Origin of the sequence: Sphingomonas sp. OK281 (assembly GCF_900115295.1) — a bacterium.
Lineage (GTDB): Bacteria > Pseudomonadota > Alphaproteobacteria > Sphingomonadales > Sphingomonadaceae > Sphingomonas.
On sequence record NZ_FOVZ01000002.1, the window covers coordinates 378562 to 404286 of the forward strand.

The 25725-nt window shown below is 64.2% G+C and carries 17 protein-coding genes, 1 tRNA gene and 1 pseudogene; 12 read left to right on the forward strand and 7 right to left on the reverse strand.

What is annotated here, in order from left to right; all coding sequences use genetic code 11:
- Positions 1-83 precede the first annotated feature (83 nt).
- From BM244_RS07975 to BM244_RS08010, 8 genes are all read left to right on the forward strand, one after another.
- Entirely contained in the window at positions 84-608 is a 525-nt protein-coding gene (locus BM244_RS07975; RefSeq protein ID WP_093398432.1) for a J domain-containing protein, read from the forward strand.
- A 178-nt stretch (positions 609-786) separates the two neighbouring features.
- Complete coding sequence (gene cobS, locus BM244_RS07980) at positions 787-1791, forward strand: cobaltochelatase subunit CobS (RefSeq protein ID WP_093398433.1); 1005 nt, start codon at positions 787-789, stop codon at positions 1789-1791.
- 4 nt (positions 1792-1795) lie between these two features.
- Positions 1796-3619 (forward strand): cobaltochelatase subunit CobT, encoded by a 1824-nt coding sequence (gene cobT, locus BM244_RS07985; RefSeq protein WP_093398434.1) that lies wholly within the window; start codon positions 1796-1798, stop codon positions 3617-3619.
- 7 nt (positions 3620-3626) lie between these two features.
- Complete coding sequence (locus BM244_RS07990) at positions 3627-3884, forward strand: ribbon-helix-helix domain-containing protein (protein WP_175518127.1); 258 nt, start codon at positions 3627-3629, stop codon at positions 3882-3884.
- 73 nt (positions 3885-3957) lie between these two features.
- Positions 3958-6465 (forward strand): TonB-dependent receptor, encoded by a 2508-nt coding sequence (locus BM244_RS07995; protein WP_093398435.1) that lies wholly within the window; start codon positions 3958-3960, stop codon positions 6463-6465.
- A gap of 7 nt (positions 6466-6472) precedes the next feature.
- The gene (locus BM244_RS08000; RefSeq protein ID WP_093398436.1) at positions 6473-7219 is read left to right on the forward strand and encodes a tetratricopeptide repeat protein; all 747 of its coding nucleotides are present in this window, start codon (positions 6473-6475) and stop codon (positions 7217-7219) included.
- Positions 7213-7896, forward strand: coding sequence for a Fe2+-dependent dioxygenase (locus BM244_RS08005; protein ID WP_093398437.1), 684 nt, complete (start codon positions 7213-7215; stop codon positions 7894-7896). Before BM244_RS08000 ends, BM244_RS08005 begins: the two co-directional genes overlap by 7 nt.
- Positions 7897-8004: 108 nt before the next feature.
- Positions 8005-9111 (forward strand): PepSY-associated TM helix domain-containing protein, encoded by a 1107-nt coding sequence (locus BM244_RS08010; protein ID WP_093398438.1) that lies wholly within the window; start codon positions 8005-8007, stop codon positions 9109-9111.
- A gap of 132 nt (positions 9112-9243) precedes the next feature.
- Here the strand turns inward: BM244_RS08010 and BM244_RS08015 are convergent, their stop codons facing one another.
- Together BM244_RS08015 and BM244_RS08020 are read right to left on the reverse strand one after the other, a co-directional pair.
- The gene (locus BM244_RS08015; protein ID WP_093398439.1) at positions 9244-13860 is read right to left on the reverse strand and encodes an NAD-glutamate dehydrogenase; all 4617 of its coding nucleotides are present in this window, start codon (positions 13858-13860) and stop codon (positions 9244-9246) included.
- A gap of 76 nt (positions 13861-13936) precedes the next feature.
- Positions 13937-15091, reverse strand: a complete 1155-nt coding sequence (locus BM244_RS08020; protein WP_093398440.1) for a PAS domain-containing protein — start codon at positions 15089-15091, stop codon at positions 13937-13939.
- A 134-nt stretch (positions 15092-15225) separates the two neighbouring features.
- On the opposite strand from BM244_RS08020, the gene BM244_RS08025 reads away from it, so the two are divergent.
- Positions 15226-15301: transfer RNA gene (locus BM244_RS08025), tRNA-Thr, on the forward strand.
- A gap of 25 nt (positions 15302-15326) precedes the next feature.
- Here the strand turns inward: BM244_RS08025 and BM244_RS23500 are convergent.
- The 4 genes from BM244_RS23500 to BM244_RS08045 all read right to left on the reverse strand — a co-directional run bounded on the left by BM244_RS23500 (position 15327) and on the right by BM244_RS08045 (position 20944).
- Positions 15327-16472 carry a tyrosine-type recombinase/integrase gene (locus BM244_RS23500; protein WP_139226882.1) on the reverse strand — a complete coding sequence of 382 codons (1146 nt, stop codon included), beginning with the start codon at positions 16470-16472 and terminating at the stop codon, positions 15327-15329.
- A 66-nt stretch (positions 16473-16538) separates the two neighbouring features.
- Positions 16539-17048, reverse strand: a complete 510-nt coding sequence (locus BM244_RS08035) for a phage major tail tube protein (protein WP_093398441.1) — start codon at positions 17046-17048, stop codon at positions 16539-16541.
- A 57-nt stretch (positions 17049-17105) separates the two neighbouring features.
- The gene (locus BM244_RS08040; protein WP_368086067.1) at positions 17106-18245 is read right to left on the reverse strand and encodes a phage tail sheath C-terminal domain-containing protein; all 1140 of its coding nucleotides are present in this window, start codon (positions 18243-18245) and stop codon (positions 17106-17108) included.
- Between the two features lie 1697 nt (positions 18246-19942).
- On the reverse strand, positions 19943-20944 hold the full coding sequence (locus BM244_RS08045) for a tail fiber protein (RefSeq protein ID WP_093398443.1): 1002 nt from the start codon (positions 20942-20944) through the stop codon (positions 19943-19945).
- Positions 20945-20997: 53 nt separating this feature from the next.
- Here BM244_RS08045 and BM244_RS23505 point away from each other — a divergent pair.
- From BM244_RS23505 to BM244_RS08060, 3 genes and pseudogenes are all read left to right on the forward strand, one after another.
- Positions 20998-22740: pseudogene (locus BM244_RS23505) on the forward strand (terminase family protein); the annotation flags it as partial.
- 187 nt (positions 22741-22927) lie between these two features.
- Positions 22928-23854, forward strand: a complete 927-nt coding sequence (locus tag BM244_RS08055; protein WP_254784346.1) for a phage portal protein — start codon at positions 22928-22930, stop codon at positions 23852-23854.
- A 444-nt stretch (positions 23855-24298) separates the two neighbouring features.
- Positions 24299-24604, forward strand: coding sequence for a hypothetical protein (locus tag BM244_RS08060; protein WP_093398446.1), 306 nt, complete (start codon positions 24299-24301; stop codon positions 24602-24604).
- 49 nt (positions 24605-24653) lie between these two features.
- Here BM244_RS08060 and BM244_RS08065 read toward each other — a convergent pair whose 3' ends face one another.
- Positions 24654-25724 carry a helix-turn-helix domain-containing protein gene (locus tag BM244_RS08065; RefSeq protein ID WP_093398447.1) on the reverse strand — a complete coding sequence of 357 codons (1071 nt, stop codon included), beginning with the start codon at positions 25722-25724 and terminating at the stop codon, positions 24654-24656.
- Position 25725: the final 1 nt, after the last annotated feature.

A 25725-nucleotide genomic window follows, 5' to 3' on the forward strand; every position in this document is an offset into this window, starting at 1 on the left:
TGGCGGACGAGGATCGAAAAGAGCGGAAAGAACGCCCCAGCCCACGGTTTCACGGCCGCGTGGAAGGGACGGGGCGCGTCTGCATGTGGCGCGACTGCGACGAGCCCGGCGAATTTCGCGCGCCGCCGCTGGAAGGGCCTAGCGACGGCGGCCCGCCGCAGTTTCGTTGGTTCTGCCTCGAGCACGTCCGCGCGTTCAACTCGGGCTATAATTTCTTCGACGGCATGACCGCGGACGAGATCCACTATGCGCAGCGGCCAATGGCGGGCTGGGAACGTGAGACGCGCGCGTTTGCGCATGGCGGCGGCGATACGCCGCCGAAATGGGCGGACTTCGCGGATCCGATCGATGCCATCGGCGCGCGCTTTGGCGAACGGATGACGGCGGCGCGGAAAGATGGCCGCGTGCTCTCCGATGGCGAACGGCGCTCGTTGCGCGTGCTCGGGCTCGGCACGGACACCGACCGGACGGCGCTCCGCAAACGCTACAGCGAACTCGTCCGGCGCTACCATCCCGACCGGAACGGCGGTGATCGTGCGCACGAAGCGGAATTGCAGAAGGTGATCGCGGCCTACCAGCACCTCAAGGGCGCGACCGCGTTTGCCTGACAAGTCGGGAATGTGATCCATACTTACTCTGATCGATATTTCGCGACGCCCCCGCCGGAACCGCACGGCTGGCGAGCGGTTCGTCTAACTCTTCCGGTCAATCGCCCGACCAATCGTACAGCGGCGGTTGAGTAACTGCCCGCGCTTGGCCTAGAGCTACCGGGAACACGAGGCCAACATGACCGATATCCCCATTACCCAGCCCGACAGCCGCGAGACCACGATCCTCGACGCACCCGACCGCATGGTAAAAGTGCGCGAGATGTTCGGGATCGATTCCGACATGGAAGTGCCGGCGTTTTCCGAAGCCGACGAGCGCGTCCCCGATCTCGATCCGGCGTACGTCTTCGATGCCGATACCACGCTCGCCGTGCTGGCAGGGTTCGCGCATAACCGTCGCGTGATGGTCCAGGGCTATCACGGCACCGGCAAGTCGACGCATATCGAGCAGGTCGCGGCGCGCCTGAAATGGCCGTGCATCCGCATCAACCTCGACGCGCATATCAGTCGTATCGACCTGATCGGCCGCGATGCGATCGTCCTCAAGGACGGCCAGCAGATCACCGAGTTCCGCGAAGGCCTGCTGCCCTGGGCGTTGCAGACCCCGACCGCACTGGTATTCGACGAATACGACGCCGGTCGCCCCGACGTGATGTTCGTGATCCAGCGCGTGCTGGAGACCGAGGGCAAGCTGACGCTGCTCGACCAGAACCGCGTGATCCGCCCGAACCCGTGGTTCCGCCTGTTCGCGACCGCAAACACGGTCGGCCTGGGCGATACGAGCGGGCTGTATCACGGCACGCAGCAGATCAACCAAGGCCAGATGGACCGCTGGAACATCGTCGTCACGCTCAACTACCTGCCCGCCAAGGTCGAGGCACAGATCGTGCTGGCCAAGTCCGGCGAATACGACAAGCCCGAGGGCAAGAAGACCGTCGAGAACATGGTCCGCGTCGCCGACATGACTCGCAAGGGCTTCGTCAACGGCGACATCTCGACCGTGATGAGCCCGCGCACCGTGATCACCTGGGCGCAGAACGCGCTGATCTTCGGCGACGTCGGCTTCGCGTTCCGGTTGAGCTTCCTCAACAAGTGCGACGAAGCGGAGCGGCCGCTAGTCGCCGAATATTACCAGCGCGTGTTCGGCAAGGACCTGCCCGAGAGCGTGGTGGGCAAGGCCTAAACCTTTGGCCAACGAAACCCCTCTCGATCGCTTCAAGGCGGTTCTTGCCGGCACCGCGCGTGCGATCTCGGAGGAGCCAGAGGTAGAACTCGCGTTCACCGCGGATGCGCCGACGCAGAGCGGAAAGCACATCAAGGTGCCGATGCCTGCGCGGGCCTTGCCGTTGGAGCAGGTGGCCGAAGCGCGTGGGTTCGCAGACGGTTTTGCGCTGCGGTTGAAGCATCACGACATTGCGTTGCATAATCGTGCGGCGCCGGCCGACGCCGTGGCCCGCGCGGTGTTCGACTCCGTCGAGACTGCGCGGGTCGAGGCGCTTGGGTCGCGCGGCTATGCGGGCATAACCGAGAACCTCGAACGCGCACTCGACGTACGTCTGCGCGCCGACCCGATCACGCGTGCGCGCAATCGCGACGAGGTACCGCTGTCCACTGCGCTCGGCCTGATGGTGCGCGAGCGGCTGACTGGACAGGAATCGCCCGCGATCGCCGCACCGGGTCTCGCGCTGGTCCGCGAGTGGATCGAGAGCAAGACCGATCTCGACGCGCTGGCCTATGCGCTCGACGACCAGAAGGCGTTCCAGGGTCTTGCGCGGAAAATGCTGCAGGAGCTGGAACTGGTCGAAGGCGATCAGGTCCCCGAGGAGAGCGACGAAGGCGGCTCCGAGGACGAGGGCACCGACGAGCAGCAGCAGGACGAAGGCGACGAAGGCGACGACCAGGGCGAGGACGGCCAGGGCGAAGTCGAGGCGCGCGGCGAACAGTCCGAGCAGCAGAACGAGGAGAGCGACAGCCAGGAGCAGAGCGACGAGTCGATGGACGACATCGACGGCGAGCCCGGCGACGACGGCGAGGAAGGCATGCAGCCGGTTCGCCCCAACCGTCCGTTCGCGGACATGGGCGGCGCGTTCGACTATAAACCGTGGACGACGCAGTTCGACGAGGTGATCGCCGCCACCGAACTCTGCGACGCCGACGAACTTGCCCGCCTGCGTGGCTATCTCGACCAGCAACTCGTGCATTTGCAATCGACCGTGTCGAAGCTTGCCAACCGGCTCCAGCGGCGGCTCATGGCGCAGCAGTCGCGGTCGTGGGATTTCGATCAGGAGGAGGGTATCCTCGACGCGGCGCGCCTCGCACGCGTGATCGTCAACCCGACTCTGTCGCTGAGCTACAAGGCTGAGCGCGAGACCGATTTCCGCGACACCGTCGTGACATTGCTGATCGACAATTCCGGATCGATGCGCGGCCGTCCGATCTCGATCGCGGCGATCAGCGCGGACATCCTCGCGCGCACGCTGGAGCGTTGCGGCGTGAAGACGGAGATTCTCGGCTTCACGACGCGCGCCTGGAAGGGTGGGCAGAGCCGCGAGACGTGGCTGGCGGCCGGGCGTCCGCCGCAGCCGGGTCGGCTCAACGACATCCGCCACATCGTCTACAAGCGCGCCGACGAGCCGTGGCGGCGTGCGCGCAACTCGCTCGGCCTTATGATGCGCGAGGGGTTGCTGAAGGAGAATATCGACGGCGAGGCGCTGATGTGGGCGCATGCGCGGCTGGTCGCACGGCCGGAGGAACGTCGTATTCTGATGGTGATCAGCGACGGCGCGCCGGTCGATGATTCGACGCTGTCGGTGAACTCGGGCTCGTATCTCGAGCGCCACCTCCGCCAGGTGATCGGCTGGATCGAGAGCAAGTCGCCGGTCGAGCTGGTCGCGATCGGCATCGGCCACGACGTCACCCGCTATTACGCGCGCGCCGTGACGATCATGGACGTCGAGCAGCTTGGCGGGACGATCATCGAACAGCTCGCGTCGCTGTTTGATACTGAATGACCCGCCGGTGACCGCGGGTGGCGTGATCGCCGCGCCCGCGGGAGGCTTCCACGGACCCATCAAGCGCTCGATCACGATCGCCGGTCACCAGACCTCGATCAGCCTCGAACCCGTCTTCTGGCAGGCGCTGGAAGCTGCCGCGGTGCGGCAAAGGCTGCCGCTGTCCGCGCTCGTTGCCGAGATCGATGCGATCCGCATCGTCGCGGATAGTCCTCCCAACCTCGCTAGCGCCTTGAGAACGTGGTTGTTTGACACCCAAGAGTGAGAACTACTCGCATTAGCGTTGACAGTGCGAACGACTCTCAATAGCGAGCCCCCAAGAACAAAGGGGTTTGTCTATGTCGCTACCTTCGCCGCGTGCATCGTTGCCGCGTTCGTCTTCCGTGCCTGCGTTTCTCGCTTTGTCGTGCGTCGGTGCCTTCGCGACCGCGCCCGCCTACGCCGCCGAGGCCGACAAGAACGCACCGGTGACCGACGCGCAGCAACGCGAGGAAATTCTCGTCAACGGCCAGCGCCAGCGGGACGAGGGCCCCAAGCAGGTCGCGCCGCTGGTCAACACGCCCCGCTCGGTGATCGTCCTGCCGAAGGAAGTGATCGAGCAGACCGGGTCGAACAGCCTGGCGGATGCGCTGCGCACCGTGCCCGGCATCACGTTCGGCGCGGCGGAGGGCGGCAATCCGATCGGCGATCGCCCGTTCATTCGCGGCTTCGACAGCCAGGGCAGCATCTATGTCGACGGCGTCCGCGATCTCGCCGCACAGACGCGCGAAGTGTTCGCGGTCGACTCGGTCCAGATCGTCCGCGGTTCTGATTCGACGCTCGGCGGGCGTGGCTCGGCGGGCGGCACGATCAACATCCTGTCGCGCCTGCCGCAGCTCGAAAATTTCGGCGCGCTCAGCGGCAGCTACGGCGAGGCGGATTACAAGCGCGTCACCGGTGACGTGAACCTCAAGGTCTCGGACACCGCCGCCTTTCGTATCGAGGGGATGTGGCACGACCAGGATGTCGCCGGGCGTGATGCGATCTGGCAGAAGCGCTGGGGCATCGCGCCGTCGTTCGCGGTCGGGCTCGGCACGCCGACCCGGCTGACGGCCAGCTTCTATCACATGGAGAGCAAGGAACTGCCCGACAGCGGCATCCCGTATCTCTACACGATCGCCAACCATCCCGGCACCGGCAACGTCACGACGCAACCTGCGCTCGGCAATGTGACGACGGCGGATGGCCAGACCGGCTACGTTTCGCGCAAGAACTTCTACGGCCTGGCGAACCGCGATTTCCGCGATGCCACCACTAACCAGGCGACGCTCCGCGTCGAGCATGATTTCGGCGGCATCACGCTGCGCAACACCGCGCGCTACACGCATAGCGACCAGAGCTATATCTTCACGCTGCCCGACGACAGCCAGGGCAATGTCTATGGCACGACCGCGACGACGACCAGCGGGGTCAATGCGGTCACCGGCGGTACGAAGGTGACGGGCGGCGGCTATGTCTGGACGCGCGGCAACACGCGGTACGGCTATAGCGAGAGCATCGTCGACCAGACCGATCTGTACGGCAAGTTCAATACGGGCAGCATCGAGCACAGCTTCTCGCTCGGCACCGAAATCTCGTGGGAGAAGACGCGGCGCGGTACGTTCGTCTCGGCCAACGGCTCGACGATCAGCCCGCGCTGCGACACGGTCACGATCGCGCGCTCCTATTGCACCAGCTTGTTCGACCCGAACCCGTATGCACCTTGGGTCAATTACACGAGCGACACGTCGACGACCGCGACCCCAATCGTAAAGGGGGCGACCTCGACCGAAACGCAGAACGACGCGAATACCAAGGCGGTCTACGCGTTCGATTCGATCACGCTGATGCCGGCGCTGATCCTCAATCTAGGCGCCCGCTACGACCGGTTCGAATCTACCGTGACGCTGCCCGCTGCCCAACAGACGCGGATCACCCGCGTGGACAATTTGTTCAACTGGCAGGCGGGCCTCGTGTTCAAGCCGACCGCGGAGACGAGCCTGTATGCAAGCTATGCGACCGCCGCGACACCGCCCAACAGCCTGCTCGGCGAAGGCCGCGAGGACAATGCGATCACCGCGGCCGTGCTCAATCTGCTGAAGCCGCAAAAGACCAAGTCGTACGAGGTCGGCGCGAAGGCGAGCCTGTTCGGCGAGAAGCTCCAGCTTGGTGCGGCGGTGTTCCAGACCGATATCGCGAATGCGCGCGTGCTCGACGACAATAATACCGCGTCGTTCATCGGCGAGACGCGGATCCGCGGCTTCGAGTTCAACGTCAGCGGCACGATCCTGCCCGGGTGGACCGTCTTCGGCGGGTTCACGCATCTCGATCCGAAGATCATCGACGGGGGCTCGACCATCCTGACCGCCGCTGCGATCACGCGCACTGCGAACGGCGTCACCACGGTAATCCAGCCGGCGCGGACGATTGGCGTCGTGTCGGTCAATACCGGCAAGCAGGTCCCGCAGACCGCGAAGAACAGCTTCACCGCGACGACCAACGTCAGCGTGACGAAGCGGCTCCAGATCGGTGGTACCGCGCTGTACATGGACGAGCAGATCGGCGGCTATGCGGACAACCGCACCGCGACCCAGACTGCCGCCGGCGTCGTCACGGTCAATGCCGCGACCAAGGTGCTGACGCGCAGCATCCCCGATTACTGGCGCTTCGATGCACGCGCGAGCTACAAGCTCACCGACAATGTCGATCTCAGCGTCAATGCGCAGAACGTAACGAACAAGACCTATTTCTCACAGACCTATACCAGCCACTTTGCGTCGATCGCGGCGGGGCGTACGGTATTCGGCACGGTGAACCTGCGTTTTTGAGGACGACATGACGGCGATCGACACGCTGACGCCCGACGCCATTGCCGCGCGCCTCTCCGGAAGTCCGGAGGAGCGCGCGGCGTTCGTGCGCGAGGCGGCGGACGCGGGCGTCGCCGAGGCGCAGGCGGTGTACGGCCAGATGCTGCTCGATGGTGCGGGCGTCGCTGCCGATCCAGTTGCGGCGTTCGGCTGGTTCACTAGGGCGGCGGCGCAGCATCACGTGATGGCGCTCAACATGGTCGGGCGCTGCTACGATCTCGGCTGGGGCACGGCGGTCGACAAGGCGCGGGCGGCCGAATGCTACCGGATCGCGGGCGAGCGCGGACTCGACTGGGCGATGTATAATTACGCGACGCTGCTCGCGCTGGGGGAGGGGCTCGCCGAGGACAAGCCGGCCGCGCTGGTGTTGCTGGAGAGGGTCGCGGCGATGGGTTCCGGACTGGCGAGTGCGAAGGCGATCAACTTCGTCGGCAGTTTCGCGGAAGACGGCTGGGCGTGCGCGCGCGATCTCGTGCGCGCCGCGGATTGCTATGCGCGGGCGGCAGAACGCGGCGATTTTCGAGGGTGTTTCAATCACGCGCGGATGCTCGGCGCAGCGGGGGATGTCGAAGCGGCGCTGGGCTGGTTGAGGCAAGCCGGTGCGCGCGGCAACGCGACGTTTCTCGCCAAGGCCGAAACGTGGCTGGCGGCGAGCGAGATTCCGGCGTTCAGGACTTCCGGCGTGGCGGCATTGCGCGATGGGGCAGCATGCTGATCGCGATTCCCGAAGTGCTCGATTTGGCGAGCGTCGCCCACGTGCGAGCGCTGATCGATGCCGCCGAGTGGATCGACGGCAACGCGACCTCCGGCCCGCAGAGCGCGCTCGCCAAGCGCAACGAACAACTGCCCGAGGACTCCGCTGCCGCGCGTGAGGCCGGCGGCATCATCCTCGACGCGCTCGGCCAGTCGGCGCTGTTCATCGCCGCCGCGCTGCCGCTGAAAGTGTACCCACCGCTGTTCAACCGCTACGCCGGCGGACAGGATTTCGGGCTGCACGTCGACAACGCGATCCGGATGAAGCGCGGCTCTGATTTCCGCATCCGAAGCGACCTGTCGGCGACGCTCTTCCTCGCCGATCCCGAAACCTATGACGGCGGCGAACTCGTGATCGAGGACCAGTTCGGGCCGCAATCGGTCAAGCTGCCCGCCGGGCACATGGTGCTGTATCCCGCGTCCAGCCTGCACCGCGTCGCGCCGGTCACGCGCGGCGTGCGGGTCGCGTCGTTCTTCTGGTTGCAGTCGATGGTGCGCGACGATGGCGCGCGGCGAATCCTGTTCGATCTCGACCAGGGCGTGCAGGCGGTCGCGGCCGCGCAAGGGCAGGGCGATCCGGCCACGGTAAGGCTGACCGGCGTGTACCATAACCTGCTGCGCCGCTGGGCCGATGCCTGATCTGTTCTGCTCCCATAGCTGAAAGCAGGAGAGCGCGTTGCGCGTGCTATCCTTGTGATGGACTTGGGCAGGCCGCCCATGCGACGGACGCCGCACAGGGAGTAGACCATGAGCAAGATGGCGATGCGACGGGCGTGGTTTCAGGTTCACAAGTGGATCGGGCTGGTGCTGGCGATCCTCATCATCCCGCTCTCGCTGAGCGGCGCGGCTTTGGTGTGGCATGATGCGCTGGACCGGATCGTCGATCCGGCGCGCTATGCGGTGACCGGCAAGACCGTGATCGGGCCGGACAGCTATGTCGCGGCGGCGCGCGCGGCATTGAAGCATGGCGAGCGGATCGCGACGTTGACGATGCCTGATGACGGCGGTCCGGTGGTCGTTGCAGTCAGCGTGGCCAACGCGCCGACCCAGCCCGGTCCGCCGCAGCGAACGATGGTGTATCTCGATCCGCCGACCGCGCGCGTGCTGGAGGTGTCGCCGTCGAACGGCGGGCTCGTGCGGTTCCTCCACGTGCTGCACGGGAGCCTGCAACTGCCCGGCGTCGGGCGGTCGATCGTCGGCTGGATCGGCGTGGCGATGATGGTGTCGTGCTTTACCGGGCTGTGGCTGTGGTGGCCGACGGTGGGGAAGTGGACGCGCGGATTGCGGTTCCGGCGGCACCGCGACGTCGAGACCAACCTGCATCATCTGTTCGGCTTCTGGATCGCGCTGCCGTTGTTCGTGCTGTCGCTGACCGGGGCGTGGATATCGTTTCCGCAGGTCTTCGGGAAGCTTACCGGCGAGGCGTCGCGGCCGAGAGGCGGACCCGATCGCGGCGCGATGATGCGCGCACGGCCGCTGATGTCACCTGCGCAGCCACTGGCGGTGGCGATCGGCAAGGCGCGGGCCATCGTCGACAATGCACCGTTGCGGAGCGTTGCGTGGCCAACCGACCTCAGCGCGGACTGGACGGTGACGTTTCAGAGTAGCGGCGCGTCGATCGGGGTGAAGGTGGCGGACGACACGGGCGGCGCGACTGCGGCGGCGGCGCGGTCTCAGGGCGGCGTGGCGCGGTGGATGCGACGGATCCACGATGGCACCGACATGGGGGCGCTGTGGCAGGTGATCATCTTCCTGGGCGGGATATTGCCCGCCGTGCTGGCGGTGACCGGGGTGATCATGTGGTGGTACGCGCGGAAGTGGAAGGCGGATCTGGCGGCGCGGCGGGCGGCTTGACCCTCTCCCCTCGGGGGAGAGGGAAGGAGGAGCGCTTGCGACGGGAGGGTGAGGGCACGCGTCTTGATGAGCGTGCCCTCACCCTCCCACGCTTCGCGCGGGCCCCTCCCTCTCCCCGGAAGGGAGAGGGGTTTACCGCCCCAGCAGCACCCGCGCCTGGCCGGCGATCTGCGCCAGCATCGCCGCATTCGGCACTGCCGCATGGCGCGCGCGGTCGATTACGGCCTTGAACTGCGCCACACGCGTTGCATTTGCAGCCAGCCATGTCTCCACGGCACCCTGAGGATCCTGCGCCCCGCGGCGCGCAAGGAACTCCAGCCGCAACTGCTGGAAATCGCGCGCGAGGCCGGCGATCAGCAACCGCTCCCAAGGATCGGTCGGGCTGATCCGCGCCGCATTCGCCTGCGCCCAGTCGAGCCCCAGCGCCTGCCCAAGATGCGTGAATGCGCGCGTGAGAACCGCCTCGTCCAGCGTCATCCGCTCGCCGAGATCGGCCAGCCCGACCGCGCCGTCCATCTCGAACAGGCGGACCACCTTCCGCACCAGATCGCCCGGCGCGCCGACCGCCTCGAGCTGTGCCGCGATGCGGCTGCTCTGCGCACTTGCCTCGTCGAGCAGCAACGCCGCGGTCTGGCTGTCGAGCTGCGTGATGCCCTTCGCCAACCGTGTGAGCACGTCACCCGGCACGGCGCCCGGCGCCGACACGCGCAACAGGTCGGCGATCTGCGAGCGCGTCGCGACCGCCACCTCGTCGAACAGCGCGATCCGCGCCGCCTCTGGCATCACCGCCGTCTCGATTTCCGCCCACAAGGCCGGCAGGTCGAACAGGCGTTCCGCAACGACGAACATCGCCGCGATATCGCCCATCGCCGCGCCTTCCTCTTCCGCCAGTTCGAACGGGTAGAGGATGCCCAGTCGGTTGACGATCCGGTTGGCGAGCTTGGTCGCGACGATCTCGGGCCGCAGCCGATGCTCGTCGATCGCCGTCTCGAACCGCTCGCGCATCGCCGCCGGGAAGGCAGCGTGCAGGTCGGGCTTCAAAGCGTCGTCCTTGGCGATCTCGCTATGCTCGATCGCGTCCTGCAACCCGAGCTTGGCAGTCGCCAGCAGCACCGCCAGCTCAGGCCGCGTCAGCCCATGTCCGTCCTGCCCGCGCCGCAGCAGGATATCGTTCGACGCCAGCCCCTCGACCGCACGATCGAGCCGACCGCCGCCCTCGAAGATCTCGATCACGCGCACATAGCTCGGCACCGCGACCGCGCCGTCCGCCTCGGCGATCGACAGCGCCAGCGTCTGGAGGCGGTTGTCCTCCAGCACCAGGTGCGCGACGTCGTCGGTCATGCTGGCGAGCAGCGTGTTGCGGTCCTCATAGTCGAGCCGCCCCTCGATCATCTCGCGGTTGAGCGCGATCTTGATGTTGACCTCGTTATCCGAGCAGTCGACGCCCGCCGAATTGTCGATGAAGTCGGTATTGATCCGCCCGCCACGCGCGGAGAACGCGATGCGCGCCGCCTGCGTGACGCCCAGGTTCGCGCCTTCGCCGATTGCGATGACGCGCAGATCCTCGGCGTTGACGCGGAGGCGGTCGTTGGCCGGGTCACCGACCGCGACGTTCGCTTCCGACGCCGCCTTCACGTAGGTACCGATGCCGCCGAACCAGAGCAGATCGGCCGGCGCCTTGAGGATCGCCGAGATCAACGCGCCCGGCTCCATCTCGCTCGCCGTTATGCTGAGCGCGGCCTGCACCTGCGGCGACAATTTCACGCTCTTGGCGGTGCGCGCGAACACGCCGCCCCCCTTCGAGATCAGGCTCGCGTCGTAATCCGCCCAGCTCGACCGCGGCAGCGCGAACATCCGGTTGCGCTCGTCCCAGCTGGTCGCGGGATCGGGATCGGGATCGAGGAAGATATGGCGGTGATCGAACGCCGCGATGACCTTCAACGTCTTCGACAACAGCATGCCGTTGCCGAACACGTCGCCCGACATGTCGCCGCAGCCGACGACGGTGATGCTCTCGCTCTGCACGTCGAGCCCGCGCTCGGCGAAGTGCCGCTGGACGCTCAGCCACGCGCCCTTGGCGGTGATCCCCATCGCCTTGTGATCGTACCCGACCGAGCCACCGGAGGCGAACGCGTCGCCCAGCCAATAGCCGCGTTCGAGCGCGAGCGCGTTAGCCACGTCGCTGAACGTCGCGGTGCCCTTGTCGGCCGCAACCACGAAATACGGGTCCTCGCCGTCGAGGATCGTCACGCCGTCCGGGTGCACGACCTTGCCCTCGACGATGTTGTCGGTGATCGACAGCAGCGTGCGGATGAAGATCCGGTAGCTCTCGGTACCCTCGGCAAGCCACGCGTCGCGGTTCGACGGGGCAGGGAGCTGCTTGGGATAGAAGCCGCCCTTCGCGCCGGTCGGGACGATCACCGCGTTCTTGACGCGCTGTGCCTTCATCAGCCCGAGGATCTCGGTGCGGAAATCGTCGCGACGGTCGGACCAGCGCAGGCCGCCACGTGCGACCGGGCCAGCGCGGAGGTGGATGCCTTCGACGCGCGGCGAATAGACCCACACCTCGCGCCACGGCACTGGGGCGGGAAGCCCCGGAATCAGATGGCTGTCCAGCTTGAACGCGATCGCTTCCGACGCGGCCGGCGTGAACGCGTTGGTCCGCAGCGTCGCCGCGATCAGGTTGCGATAGGCGCGCAGGATACGGTCGTCGTCGATCGCGGTAACCGCGTCGAGCCCGGCTTCGATCGCCTGATCCGCCTCGATCGCGTTACCCGGGTGCTGCAGATGATGGACCGCAGTAAACCGCGCGATCAGAGCCGCCGCAACTTTCGGCGCACGGCGCAACGCATCGACAACGGTGGTCAGCCCATAGGGAAGCCCCGCCTGGCGCAGGTACCGGAACCACGCACGGAACAGCACGATCGCTTCGGGACGCATCCCGAGTTCGACGATCAGCCGGTTGAACGCGTCGTTCTCGGCCGCGCCTTCCAGCACCGCCGCGATCGCACCTTCGAGCACGGGCGCATCGCTTTGCTGCGCCGCGTCGTTCGCCTCCAGCACGAAGTCATGCACGAACGGCACGCTGTCGTCGCGCAACCGCGTCGGCAATTCGCCGATCACGCGGAAGCCGAAATTCTCCAGCACCGGGACTGCGTCGGACAGGGGGAGGGCACCACCCAGCTTGTAGATCTTGAGCTGGGGATCGGTGCCCGCTTCGCCCGGAACGAGGCGCACGCCGCGTGCATCCGCATCGGCCAGCGCGGCGATCCGCTGGATATCCTCGGCAGCCTCCGCAGGCGTGCTGAGATTGCGATAATTCTGCGGGAACGCGGCGGCCCATTTGAGCGCGAGACGCGCGGCGCGCGGCGGCGGCAAAGTCTCGACCAGGGCGGCCTCGACGTCCGACACCCAGCCGCGCACCATCCGCTGCAACCGGAGCGCGAGCGGCGCGACGTCGGGCATCCGGCCATCGCCGCGCAGGTCGAGCGTGTAGCGGATCATCGCGACCTCGCCGTCTTCGAGAGCGATCGACCAGTTCAGCACGCTCGCATTCGCCGCTTCGGCCAGCATGTCGCCGATCGCGACGCGGCGGCTGGTGGTGACGTCGTCGCGCGGCAGCCAGACGAACCCGAACAAATGACGGCCAAGCGCCGATTCGACCAGCACCAGCGCGGGACGTGGCCGATCCGCGATGCTCATCGCGGTCAGCGCCAGGTCCTCCAGCGCATCGGGTGCGAACGCGATCACGAGGTCGTGCGGGAGTGCGGTGAACGCGTGCGTCAGCGCCTTGCCGGCATGACCGCGCGGATCGAACCCGAACTTCGCCTTCATCGCCGACAGCCGCGTGCGCAACACCGGCACGTCGCGCGGCATCGCCGCTAGCGCGGCACTGGTCCACAGCCCGCTATAGATCGACAGCCCGGCGACCGTCGCGCCCTCCATCACCGGCACCACTACCAGGTCGAGCGGGACGGCGCGGTGGACGGTCGAGATCAGGTTCGACTTCAGCAGCAGCGGCGCATCGTTGCCCGCCTCGAACCATTCGATCGCCAGCGTGCGCGAGGCTTCGGCGAGGATCGGCACGCGGTGTTCGTTGCGCGCGATGCCCAGCGCGGCATGGCCGCTCCCGTCACGGTGCCAGATCTGATGCCCGAGCAGCGTCAGATGCCCGCCCAGGAACCACTGCAACAGCGCGGCGCCTTCGCCCTCGGGCAACATTGCGATATCATCGTCGAGCGCCGCTTGCATGGCGCGCCAGTCGGTCACCGCCGCACGAACGTCGGCCAGCACTGCTGTCAGATCCTCGATCAGCCCGCGACGGTCGCGCGCATCGGCGCGCTCCATCTCGAGATAGATCATCGATTCGGGGCGGCCAGCGCCTTGCCCATCGGCGTCGATAGCGTGCAGCGTGCCATCGGGCGCGCGCGTCGTGCGGACCACGGGGTGGATGATCCGATCGACCGCGATGTCCTGCGCGCCGATCGCCGCCGCGATCGAATCGACCAGGAACGGCATGTCGTCGTTGACGATCGCGAGTCGCATGCGGCGCCGCGTGTCGTCCGCGCTGATCGGCTCGATCGCGATCGCCGGCGCACCGTCGTCGCGGTGCGCGGCGGTCGCGGCAACGAACGCCGCGGCCTGCGCGACCTCGCTCGCCCCGAAGTCCCTCAGTTCGCCCGGAAGGGCCCGTTCGGTCAACCGTCCCGCAAGGGTTTCGGTGAGCGTCTTCAACGATTGGTTCGCCATAGGTCAGGGCCTATGCGCCCGCTATTCGCCTATCTCAACCCTTGTGGCAGGTGCGAAGGAATATGCTGCGGCGCACCTAAGATGCGGAGTGTTCGGCGGCTGCGATCGCGGCAAGATCGCCGTCGAAACCGCCGAGAAAACTAGCGAAGCCGCCCGCCGGCACCTGATGCCGCCGAGCGTGTCGCAGCACCGCCGCAAACGTCTCCAGCCGGGCCGCTTCGAAGTTTGTGCCAAAGACCAGCGCGACGATTTGCGTCATCGCGTCCGTCCCGCCCGGTATGCCCGCAGCAGAGAGCATCGCGCCGAAATCATCGCGGCCCTGCTCGGCCGACACCACAAGATCATGCGCACGACCCAGCGTCCGATGAAGTGCAGCACGACTGCGTGTTTCTGCCGCCCGCACTTGCGCCGCACTCTCGCGCGCCATCGCCAATTGCTCGCCGAGCGGGCCGATCAGCTCGGGGCCGGCAGGCAAAGGATCATTCAGGACGAGTTCCTGCACGACCGCAGGTGCCGGCTCGGCGGGCATGACGTCGAAGCCTCCGCTCGGCCCATCCGCCCAGACCTGCGCGGTCGCGCCCGAGCCGGACGGTGTCGCGTGCACGGCGGCATCCAGTTCGGCCGAAAGCGCCGCCTGAAGCGTGGCGTCCGCGAGTTCCTTCCAGTTGATCACGCCGTAAATGAAGTCGATCGTCGCCCCACCCGACGCGAACGGCATCAGAATTCCGCGGTAGAGCGTCGTGCGCCCCCTGCTGCTGACGAATTCCGCTTCGAAGCCGATCGGCGCGCGATTGGCGATGATCTGGAGATAATGGTCGGTCAAGCGCGACAGCAGCGACCGGCTAGGCACGTCGGCGATCGTCGCGATCGGCCCCTCCAGCCCGCACTCCTCGCGCAGCGCACGCCCGAGATACGCGATCTTCGGGTCGCCCATGCCGTGGCTGAAATCGAGCAGCACGCTGTGCGGGCCGAAATCGGTGATCGTCTCGGGCTCGAGATCCGCGATCGACGGGTAGGGCCGGTCCTTCAGCAGCGACACCCAGTGGTTATAGGCGCGCACGTGCATCCGCCGCTCGTCGCCGCCGAGATCGAACATCACGTCGTTGACGCCCGCATCGGTGGAATCGCGGGCACCGGCGTCCGTGGTCGCCCCCGTTTGCGGAGCCCCGGCAAGCGCCACACCATCCGCGCCCGCTGCGCGTCCATCCTCTACGCTGCGCGCCGTCGTCATGCCCAAAGATCCCCGTATCGTCGCCGCGATTGTGCACCGCGCTTGGTAAACACCGGGTAAACTCGCAAACCGCTTGTCAGCCCGCAAAACCGCTGGTAGTTGCCGCCCCCTCGACCGGATACATCCGTCATCGGGCCGCTTTAGCTCAGCTGGTAGAGCATCGCATTCGTAATGCGGGGGTCACAGGTTCGAGTCCTGTAAGCGGCACCATCGAAAACCAAGCTAAATGCTTGTTTTAACTCACATTTTCGTCACCCTTGCTGAGTTGGCCGACTAGACCGTGTTCGGTGCGGCTTCGGTGCATTGCACCTGGCGCGAGCCGCTCCATATCAGCGACGATCCCCTCGAGAGCTGTCACGACGGACGGAAATTCGCCGATCGCGTAGACTTCCGTCTGGCTACCGTCGCTGTGTCCCATGAAGCCCTCAAGATCCCACTTCGTCGCGCCGCGGTTGCGCGCGAGGGTCGCGAGGCTGTGGCGCAACAGGTATGACCGCCACTCGCGGCCCTTCGGCAGCTCGAGGTTCGTCAGCATGGTGTCCCATGCGCGGTCGACGTCCTGGATTGGCCGGCCGTGATAGTTTACCAGCCAGCCCCGGCCGGCGCGGTCCTGCTGCGAGAGCGCTATGTACGTAGCGTATTCGGCGCGAAGCCAACGGTCCAAAGCAGGCAGAACAGGCACAAGGGCACGGTGCTTCTTGTTCTGTGTTCGACCGTGCGGATTGAGGTCGATCAAGGGCGAACCCGGCCACCATTGCTGGCGATCGGGCGCCACGTTGATGTCGACGATCGCGCCAGGACGAGCGAGCGTGCAGATCGAGGCGACAAGGAACGCGTGTAACGAACCACGCTGCTTGCCTGGTTCGGCCGCGTACGTGTCCGCCTCGGTGAGAGGCGACATGCTGATACGCGGCAACAGTCCGGCGAGGCTCCGCGTTTCCATCTGCCCGATTCGCGCGAGCGAAAGCGATCGAAACGAGCCGCTATCCGGACGACGCAGTCGCAGCTCATCGAGCGTGGTTTCGCCGCGGACGATCGGCTTAACGAGCGGGATCGTGACGATGTCGCCGTCGATATGGATCTCGAGATCCTCGAATTCTTCGATCTGGAAGAAATCGGAAACATCGCGCGCGATCTGCAGCATGTCGGCGCCGTCGATCTTGTCGACCTCTTCACCGATCAGGCCGACCGTGCTGGTCCGGGTGAGCAGGTCCCGCATCACGTCCATGTCGACTAGGCCGAGCTGGATCAGCGACATATCCAAGAGAACGACGGTAGTCGGCCGGCGGAAGGTGAGCGTTGCGATCGCGTCGTCGCCTCGCTTCAATGGCGTATCGAGGTCGACGGTGATGGTCGCGGGAAGTTCTGGCAGATCGGCCATGATGCAGGTCCTGGAGTCAGATTTGCAAAATTGCGCAAATTCGCAATTTCAGGGGGAAGTGTTCGATCAGCGGCCCATGCCGGCGCGGATCTCGGCCATGAGGTCGACGCCGTTGATGATCATGATGCAGTTGATCACGTCGATCTCGACCTCCGTCCGGCCGTTCACGCGCCAGCGCACGTAGGTGAGCGTCGACTTGACGGTCCATTCGGTGTTGTCGCCTGGCTTGGCGGTGCCGGGATCGATCTCGACGTGCTTGCCACGCACGACCAGCTCGGCCGCGGAAACGCTGCCGGTGTAGTCATCCTGGTAGGCACCGTTGAAACGGATCATCACGCCGCCAAGCGTGGTGGCGCCGAACTGGCGGAGGATGCCCAGCACCAGCCCGCCGAACTTCGTTTCCATCTCGAGCTTTTCGAGGCCCATGCTGATATCGACCTCGGCAAGCATGCCGGCGCCGCGCCACTGCTCGACCTTTTCGGCGAGCTTGGGGAGGGCAATTTCGCCAGCAACGCCGGCGTAGCTTTCGCCGTCGACGTGGACGTCCCAATTCTTCAGCTTTGCGGGAAGGCGCATGACGTTCGTCCTTTAGATGTTCGGAAGTTGCAGATGGTTCGCGGGGCGCCGGCGCGGTTAGGCGGCGATGTTGTCGGCGAAACCGGCGTAATACTTGTCGGTGATCCGCTGATTCAGCTCGAGCCCTTCCAAGGGCGCGCATGGCGTGAAGTCATAATCGATCACGAGCCGGCCGGCGGCGAGCGCTGCCTCTTGGTTGGCCGCGGGATCGTACCAGCAGAAACCGCCTACAAGACGGTTTTCGGACACCCACTGGCGGAGCGATGCGTTGACCGTCTCGACGATGTCGACGACCAGGCCCTTAGTCATCGGCTTGTCGATGAACCGCGCGAGTGCCTTTGCGATCTCGTCCTGAATAGCCTGCGAGGTACGCACCGCGACTTCGAAGGCGAACTGCGGCTCTTCAGAGAACGTACGGTTCCCCCAAAAGCGATGGCCGTTCATGTTTACCAGCGTGGTGACGTGGCCGGCATTGAGCAGGCCGGCATCGGTGGACATGTCCTGCAGGTCGAAATGAACGTCCTTGCTCATGCCGGTCACGCCGGCGACGGGGACGTTGGAAAGCGACTTATGCCAGCCGGTCTCTTCGTCGATCGCCGCGCGCAGCCCGAGCGCGATCGCGACCGCCTTGCCCGACCAAGTGCCGGCGATGCCGCCCGTCCATTCCGGCCAGACGCCCATCAGCTCGCGAGCCGAGAACTTGTCGCGGTAGAGCAGAGCTGCCCCGACATCCTCCCCGACGCACTGGACGTAGGCGAACCGGTCGCGATGCCGTTCTCGAAGATGTTGACCTGCAGCGTGCCGTCCGCGAGCTGCGCGATCTGTGCCTCGAGCCCGATGCCCTTGATGAAGGATAGCTTCGTGTTGGTGCCCAGCGCGGCGCGGAGCGTGATATTCAGATCGCCGTCGCTGCTGACGAACTCGATGGGGCCATCGACCTTCAGGCCACCGTTCATCTCGATCGGGCTGTTGAAACGCAGCTTGCGTTCGCCGTCGCTGGCGCCGGTGGTCATCGTCGAATTGTTGACGTCCTTCACGACGCCGGAGATCATGTTGCGCCCGGTTACGTCGCGGATACGCGTCAGTGTTTCCGTGCTGACGTTCGCATAGACAGCTTGCGTCATCCGGCGAGCATCGCCGACGCGGGTATCCTTCGCGCGGATGTCCGCGATCGTGAGATCGCCCCCCGTTCCAAATACGGTGATTGCCGAGCTAGACGCATCGCGGATGGCGGCATCACCGCCGACCGTTAGGCGACCGACATCCTGGATATGCATATCGGTGACCGATCCGCCGCAGGATTCCAGGCGAATGCCAGCATCACGACCGCCGACGATCGAGCCGCCCCCGATGTTGACCCGTTCGAAACGGGAGACGTGAATCCCCGGCCCACCAAGGTCGCTCCGAATGATCGGTTTGGACACGATGAAATCGGCAAGGCCGGTTACGCGATCGGCATCACGTGCAGGCCCTGCATGGATAGAGTTGGGGCCAATCAGAAAGTGATCGGTCGTATCCTCGTAGACGTTCTCGATCTGCGGCTGGTCGATATGAACGCGGTCGAAACCGAAACAGTCGATCGTGCCCTGCCAGATCTTCGGATGCACCAGGCTAAGGCGGCCGAGCTTGCCGGGAAACTTGAAGTCCGGATAGCTGGTGTAGAAGTTTCCGCTCGCGGCATACGCGCGGCGCAGGTGGATTCGGCGTGCTGCCGCCTCCGCACTGGTCGCTCGCCACTTAGGCGTGCGCTCGGGCGGCGATACGCCGATGCGGAAGTCGAACTGCTCGTATGCGGCCCAGAAGTCCTGCACGACGTCGACGATCTCGCCGACCTCGAGCGTGACGGCGCCTACCCAGAAGCCATCGCCGCTGTAGCGATTGCCGATGAGACGAACGACGTTCGTGGCTGCGTTGACGCCCTGGCGAAACAGGTTCTCGAAATCGTTATATTCGACGAGCAGATCGCGGGCGAAATCATACACTACGCCGTCACGGCGTCCGCCGGTGGTGATGCCGTCGCCCCGTGCATTGCGGAACGCGCACCGGCGGGCGGAGATCTTCTTCGCGAGCAGCAGCGCAACCAGATGGCTGTGCTGAAATACATCCGCACCGGCGTCACCGCCCCCCAAGTCGGTCCCACCCGATGCGTTCCAGGTCTGAGCGGCGATATTGCCGTCCAGGATCAGGTTTTCGAAGTGGACGCCTTCGATAAAGCTGCCTTCCCAGAAGCGATCGGAGAACAGCCCGCCGGGGTTGTAGTATCCGCCCGCCATCTTGAACGTCGGACGCGAACCTGGTGCCGCGCCAACGAGCGCGATGCTTGAGCGCAATTCGACCAGGCCACGATTGAAGTCGCTGTTCGGCGAGCGATGGAAGTCACCGCCCATCTTGTAGGTGTACCGATCGCTGCCGCAGTTGATGCGGCCGACCTTCCACGACGCCGCAGTGTCGATCGCTTCGGCGATCGCATCGGTATCGTTCGTGACGCCGTCGCCTTTGGCGATCTCCCAAAGGTTGATCCCGTTGTTGCGCAGAGACGACCTGGTCGCGAACGCGACGTACAGGCGCGCTGTCGCGCCATCGCGGATCCAGAGTTCTAGGCCGCTGTCATTGCCCCGAACGTAGAAGCCCTCGCCATCGTCAGCGCCGACAATGCCGTCCTCGACGCTGTCATAGACACCGTCGCCCATAGCAACAAACGCCGCCAGCGCGGCAGCCTCAGCACCATCGCGCGCGGTCTCCGCAAGTTCCACAGCGGGCATTGCAGCCGCCATAGCTAGGGGACCAACCGCTATGCCCTTCGTCTTGCCGCCGTCCGCCATATCGGCGACCACGGCCAGCTCATCGCCAGTCGGATTTGCGAGCCGCTCGAGTTGTGTGATCTTCGCCATAGTTCAGATCTTCATGATGTAGTTGAGAGAGAGCGACGGCTGGGTGACGTCGATCGTGGCGGTATGATCGTGGGACGGCACCGCCTCGACAGCCGCATGCGCGCCGTGGGTATGGGTGGGATCGTTCACGCTGACGCTTGTGATGACGCCGTTTGCGGATCCACCGGCGTCGACGTTGCGCGTCGTTGTGCCTATAGAGACGCCGGTTGCGATCGCATCGATCGTGATCGTCGCGACTGGCGTATGTGCGCCCGCCTTGCTGGTCGTCAGATCCCTCGACGTCGCGCCGAACGTGGCACCGGCCGGCGCTTCCGCTGTAGCGCCAACTGCGGTGCGGCCGCGCATATCCGGCGTCGCAATCTTGCCGTTGCCGTCCGCGCGATCGACCGATCGACCATCGCAAAGCGCCCAGCCGGCGGGAACGGTGTCGACATCGCCGAACCATTGAAGAATAACGCCTGCTGGCAGGCGCTGCTCGAGCATCGCCTGGACCGCCGCGACAGGAGGAACGCGCGTAGAGTCCGCGCCGGCGCGCGCTTCTGTGATCGTCGCCAGCTCGACCACGCCCTTCTTCGTCGTGGTCGCAGGCGGATTAAGGAAGTTCGCATCCCCGAACGTCAGCTTATCGATCGCGGCGGTCGGGAAGGCGAGGTCGAGCGGTAGGTGCAGCGTTACGGCCGTGGACTTCTCGACGATCGGCGTCGACTGACCATAGGCAGCTAGCAGCGTGCCATCGGCGAGGATCAGGCCGAAGCCCCGCACGGTGTAGCCGATCTCGGCATCGTCGCGCATTACGATGTGCGCGGTATTGTCGCCAACGACAGAGCCGGAAACCGCGGTGACCCGGCGGAACTCACCGGGGAGCGAGGTCAACGTCGGCGCGGCGTAAAAGTCCTGCGCAGTCAGGCCGATCGCGGCAACGGTGAGGTCGATCGGGTTGCCGAGCTGCGCCGCGGTGAAGCGCTCCATGCCGGCATCGGTGAGAATCAGTTTGAGCGCGCTCATGGTGCGGTATCCAGAAAGGTGTTGTCGGCCGCGTCGAGCAGCGGTTCCCCGTCATGGGTTTGCAGGTAGAAACCCCAGGCGGGCGAGGTGTCGGCGACCACGGCCTGACGCTGAATGCCGCGACCGTCGCCAGTTGGAAGGGGCGCGACAAGTGGGATGACGCTCCGCAGATCGAGCGCGCCGAGGATTGCACGGTCTCGCGCTACTGCATGCTCGTCGCCAAAGAGACGAAGTCGGGTAGCGATTACAAGGAAATCGACCTGCTCGGCCGCCAGATCGAGCGCATGGCACGTGTGCGCCGTTACCTGGCGCCAGGCGGCAACGAGGTCGACCTAAATCCGAAGGTCGCCGCGCGTAATGCCGGCCCTAAAAAGGCTGCACGCAAAAATCACTTAGACGAAGAGCAAATCGCAAAGCTCATTGACGCGTTTGAGACCGATCTCTTCGACTATCAGCTAGCGTGGCGTGGGCCGAAAGATGATCTCATGGGATCGTCCGCGCTTACTACGCGGTTCATCCTCAAGAGCCGCCAGATCGGTGCGACTTACTATTTCGCGCGCGAAGCGTTCATCCGGTTGCTAGAGACAGGCAACAACCAGCTTTTCATATCGGCAAGTCGCGCACAGGCGAACAACTTCCGCGCGTACATTATCGATTTCGTCTTAAAGGTCGTTGGCGTCCAGTTGCAGGGCGATCCGATTACGCTCGATCTCGATGGCGTTGAAGGACCACTAGGCGAGCAACCTAAGCTCTATTTCCTCGGTACGAACTATAAGACCGCGCAGTCCTACCACGGTGACGTTTATATTGACGAAGTGTTCTGGGTTCACGGCTTCGAGCAAATTGACGACGTCGCCAGCGCTATGGCGAGCCAGAAACGCTACCGGATTACCTATTTTTCGACACCGTCGACGATCGCGCACCAGGCGTACAAGAAATGGTCCGGCGATGCGTACAACGAGGATCGGCCAAAGGCGGATCGCGCCAACTTCCGATTCACCGACGAGCAATTGCGCGCCGGCGTCGAGGGCGCGGACGGGATCTGGCGGCAGCGCGTCAGCATTCTCGATGCGCAGGCCGGCGGGTGCAACCTGTTCGACCTGGACAAGTTGCGCCGGCGTTATGCGCCCGACGTCTTCGACAACCTCTACATGTGTAATTTCGTCGACGACACGGCGTCGATGTTCCCGTTCAATCTCATGCGATCGTGCGGCGTCGATAGTTGGGACGCTTGGGCAAAAGACTTCGATCCCTTTGCTATCCGGCCGTTCCGTGATGGCGAGGTGTGGATTGGCTACGATCCGGCCGAAAGCGCGGCCGGTGACGATGCTGCGATGGTGATCGTCGCCGCGCCTAACGGGGCGAAGGGCAAGTTCCGGGTCCTAGAAAAGCACCGGCTGAAGGGCAAAGGTTTTGCCGAGCAGGCGCAAATGATCCTCGACCAGCTCGAGCGGTACAATGTCGGCTATATCGGCATCGATACCACTGGCGTTGGCGCCTCGGTGTGGCAGCTCGTGGTGAAGAAATTCCCGACCGCACGCCGGATCGATTATTCGGTGCCGGTCAAGACGCAGATGGTCCTGAAGGCCAAGAGCGTGATGCAGGCCAAGCGTCTCGAGTTCGACCAGGGCGCGCGCGATATCATGGCGAGTTTCATGGCGATCCGCGCCGAGCTGACGAAGAGCCAGCGCCAGGTAACCTATGTCGCGAGCCGCGCCGGCGATACCGGCCACGCGGATCTCGCCTGGGCCATCATGCACGCGCTCTACAACGAGCCGCTCGATCCAACCGACACCACCAGCACCAAAACCAGAGTGAGAGCCCTCCATGACAAGTCCGATGATCCCAGCGCCGGCGCCAGTGAGCGACGCCGCGGCCGGCGCCGGCGCGATCGTGACGAGTTCGGCACCGGCCGGAACGTCAACGGGTCGCACCAGGGCATTTCGCTTCGGCGAGCCAGAGGCGGTTCTCGATCGCCGGGACATGATCAGCTACGCCGAGTGCGGGCTAAATGGGCGGTGGTACGAGCCGCCAATCCCGCCCAAGGGCCTCGCCCGCGCCTATCGCGCGACGGCGCACCATTCGAGCGCGCTGCAGTACAAGCGCGATCAGCTCGTCCGCCACTTCAAGCCGTCTCGACTACTGGACCGGCGGAACTTCGCGGATTTTGCCCTCAACTACCTTACGATGGGCAATGGCTATCTCGAGCGGCGTGACAGCATCAGCGGTCGGCCGTTGAAGCTCGTTCATTCGCCGGCGATCCATACGCGGCGCGGAAAGGACGAAGGCGAGTTCTATTGGGTGCCCGGTTACCGAAACGAAGTGCCGTTCGCTCCTGGTAGTGTGTTCCAGCTTTATGAGACCGATCTAGAGCAAGAGATTTATGGCGTGCCCGAGTACCTGGCTGCGCTGCAGTCCGCTTTCCTCAATGAGCAGTCGACGTTGTTTCGTCGTCGCTACTTCCAGAACGGCGCGCATGCTGGCTTCGTGTTCTATTTGAACGAGGCAACGATGTCGGACGAGGATGCGGACGATATCGAGGAAGCGCTCGAGGGAGCCAAGGGTGTCGGCAATTTCAAAAATCTGTTCATTCATGCGCCTGGCGGAAAGAAGGACGGCGTCCAGATCATCCCGATCGGCGAGGCCGCGGCGAAGGATGAGTTCCTCGGCATCAAGCAGGCGACAACCGAGGACGTCCTCGCATCGCACCGCGTGCCGCCTATCCTGCTCGGCTTCGTGCCGCACAACGCTGGTGGCCTCGGTAGCATCATTGACGCCGCAAACGCGTTCCATATCAACGTCGCCACGCCGATTATGATGCGGATGATGGAGATCAACGACTGGCTTGGCGAGGAAGCGATCGCGTTCGAGGCGTTTCAACCGATGGCAAAGACAGGAGCGCCGTTATAATCGCGCGTCGACACAACTAAACGTTAGTACCTATCGCCAACCATTATTGTTGACGTTGAATGACCGGAATCTGCGCGATCCGTAGAACGATTAAATATGAGTGATGCATAAAAGTCACGATATCAACATTAAAGATGTAATGCCGCGCTTTGCGTTTGCAGCGTAAAAAGTAGTAGGCTAGAGGGGTGGCTATACCCCAATGTGGTAATTTTGGCACAGTCGACGATTTTCCGTTTTCTGTCGGTGCCCCTCTATCGACTTTTCACCGATTCTTAACGATACATGCGCTCGACATGAATTGAGCCGGGGTTTGGCGACCCCGGCTCTGTTCATCCGCTACACGGGGCAATCGTCAGCGGAACGGCTATTCCAAGCGCGAGCAGATTACTCTGTTCGCGTGGCGGGTCAAGGCGATTGCAAAATGTCCATTAGAAGGACCGCGCGATGTCAACGTACGCCGTCAGTTTTAAACTGGCATCAGACTCCACGTACCATGCTCGTTATGAAAGCCTTATGGGGCAGATCCGTGCATGTAACACAGTGTGGACCGAAACCACGTCCTTCGCCCTCGTTTCAACGAACGAGAGCATTTCCGAGTTGGAGAACCGTCTTTATTTTAGGACGCTTCTCTTGACGTCGACCGACCTGCTGGTCGTGATCGATGTGTCGGGCGCTGCTGCCACGATTCGCGGGACAAACAGCTACCCTCACACGCTGCGTGCGCTGTTGCCGCGGATTACGGAAATGTAATGTTCGAGCCGGAGCGGCAGGTTTCACTTGTCGCTCCGGCGATCATTTCTCAAACGGCGTGAAGTAACGGTTTGTCGTTCCTGTCAGGATGGCTGCCAACGGCAGCAAGATTCCAAATCAGTCCCTCCAGTTCGTCGAGGGGCATATTCAGATCTCGCGCTATTTCCGCTTTCGTTGTCCGTTCGCTCCATAGGTGCGAGAGCATTTTTCGCCAAACGATTGATGTCTCACGTTCGATTCCACCGGGTTCCGCAGTGCGATAGCCTCGGCGGCCAAGTTCAATACAAATCGATTTGTACTGATAATCCGAGAGCAATCGCAAAGCTTTCATGCGATATGCCATGGCCATCGCTGAAACCCGCCAACGTTGTTTTGCTCTAAGCACAAGATCGACCGTGATCGGTCTCGGTATCCTGGCTATCACATCACGTTCCGGCATAAGGAAGGCTGACGCGAATGCGTCGGCTTCCCGTTCCGAGGACCGAATGCCTTTCGGATCGCCATGCTTGTGCATGACCAGGTGCCCAAGCTCGTGGGCGGTATCAAATATGCTGCTTTCCGCCGTCTTAAAGTTGTTCAAGAAGATGTAAGGCTTGTTGTCTCGCCAAAATGAGAAGGCGTTCACGGCTGCGGTATTTTCCGAAAGAGAGAAAACCCTTACACCATGTGTCTCTAGTAGACCCAGCATATCGCCAATCGGACGTTCCCCAATACCCCAGAATTGCCGTAGGTTCAGCGCTGCCACTTCCGGATTTGTTTCGTAGCTTAGGTCCAGCATTTTAATCTGCGGAAGGGCGAACCGTTCCTCTACCCAAGCGCTTAACTGCAACCCCAGCGATCCAGCGGCGATTGCAGCTTCCCGTTCCCGGACGCTGAGCTTCGAGAAGCTCCGAAAACTTACGGCATCGACGTCAAGGTCCATAGGGTCAGACGATGTGAAGAAGCTATGAGGGTAAGCTAAAGCTCGCGCTAAGCGGGCAATCGTCATGTCGTCCGGTGAGTGCGCTCCCTTCTCAAGGCGCAAGACGGTGTCAATGGCGAGCCCGGCTAATTCGGCAAGCGCCTTCGCGGTCAGCCGGCGCCGCTTGCGGGCCAGACTGAGCCGTTTCGGATTAAACATA

What these genes read in the sequence shown, in the direction of transcription:
- BM244_RS07975 (WP_093398432.1), top strand. Translation starts at nt 84, where the DNA reads ATGTGGCGCGACTGCGACGAGCCCGGCGAATTTCGCGCGCCGCCGCTG.
- cobS (WP_093398433.1), top strand. Translation starts at nt 787, where the DNA reads ATGACCGATATCCCCATTACCCAGCCCGACAGCCGCGAGACCACGATC.
- BM244_RS07995 (WP_093398435.1), top strand. Translation starts at nt 3,958, where the DNA reads ATGTCGCTACCTTCGCCGCGTGCATCGTTGCCGCGTTCGTCTTCCGTG.
- BM244_RS08000 (WP_093398436.1), top strand. Translation starts at nt 6,473, where the DNA reads ATGACGGCGATCGACACGCTGACGCCCGACGCCATTGCCGCGCGCCTC.
- BM244_RS08005 (WP_093398437.1), top strand. Translation starts at nt 7,213, where the DNA reads ATGCTGATCGCGATTCCCGAAGTGCTCGATTTGGCGAGCGTCGCCCAC.
- BM244_RS08010 (WP_093398438.1), top strand. Translation starts at nt 8,005, where the DNA reads ATGAGCAAGATGGCGATGCGACGGGCGTGGTTTCAGGTTCACAAGTGG.
- BM244_RS08015 (WP_093398439.1), bottom strand. Translation starts at nt 13,860, where the DNA reads ATGGCGAACCAATCGTTGAAGACGCTCACCGAAACCCTTGCGGGACGG.
- BM244_RS08020 (WP_093398440.1), bottom strand. Translation starts at nt 15,091, where the DNA reads ATGACGACGGCGCGCAGCGTAGAGGATGGACGCGCAGCGGGCGCGGAT.
- BM244_RS23500 (WP_139226882.1), bottom strand. Translation starts at nt 16,472, where the DNA reads ATGGCCGATCTGCCAGAACTTCCCGCGACCATCACCGTCGACCTCGAT.
- BM244_RS08035 (WP_093398441.1), bottom strand. Translation starts at nt 17,048, where the DNA reads ATGCGCCTTCCCGCAAAGCTGAAGAATTGGGACGTCCACGTCGACGGC.
- BM244_RS08045 (WP_093398443.1), bottom strand. Translation starts at nt 20,944, where the DNA reads ATGAGCGCGCTCAAACTGATTCTCACCGATGCCGGCATGGAGCGCTTC.
- BM244_RS08055 (WP_254784346.1), top strand. Translation starts at nt 22,928, where the DNA reads ATGATCAGCTACGCCGAGTGCGGGCTAAATGGGCGGTGGTACGAGCCG.
- BM244_RS08060 (WP_093398446.1), top strand. Translation starts at nt 24,299, where the DNA reads ATGTCAACGTACGCCGTCAGTTTTAAACTGGCATCAGACTCCACGTAC.
- BM244_RS08065 (WP_093398447.1), bottom strand. Translation starts at nt 25,724, where the DNA reads ATGTTTAATCCGAAACGGCTCAGTCTGGCCCGCAAGCGGCGCCGGCTG.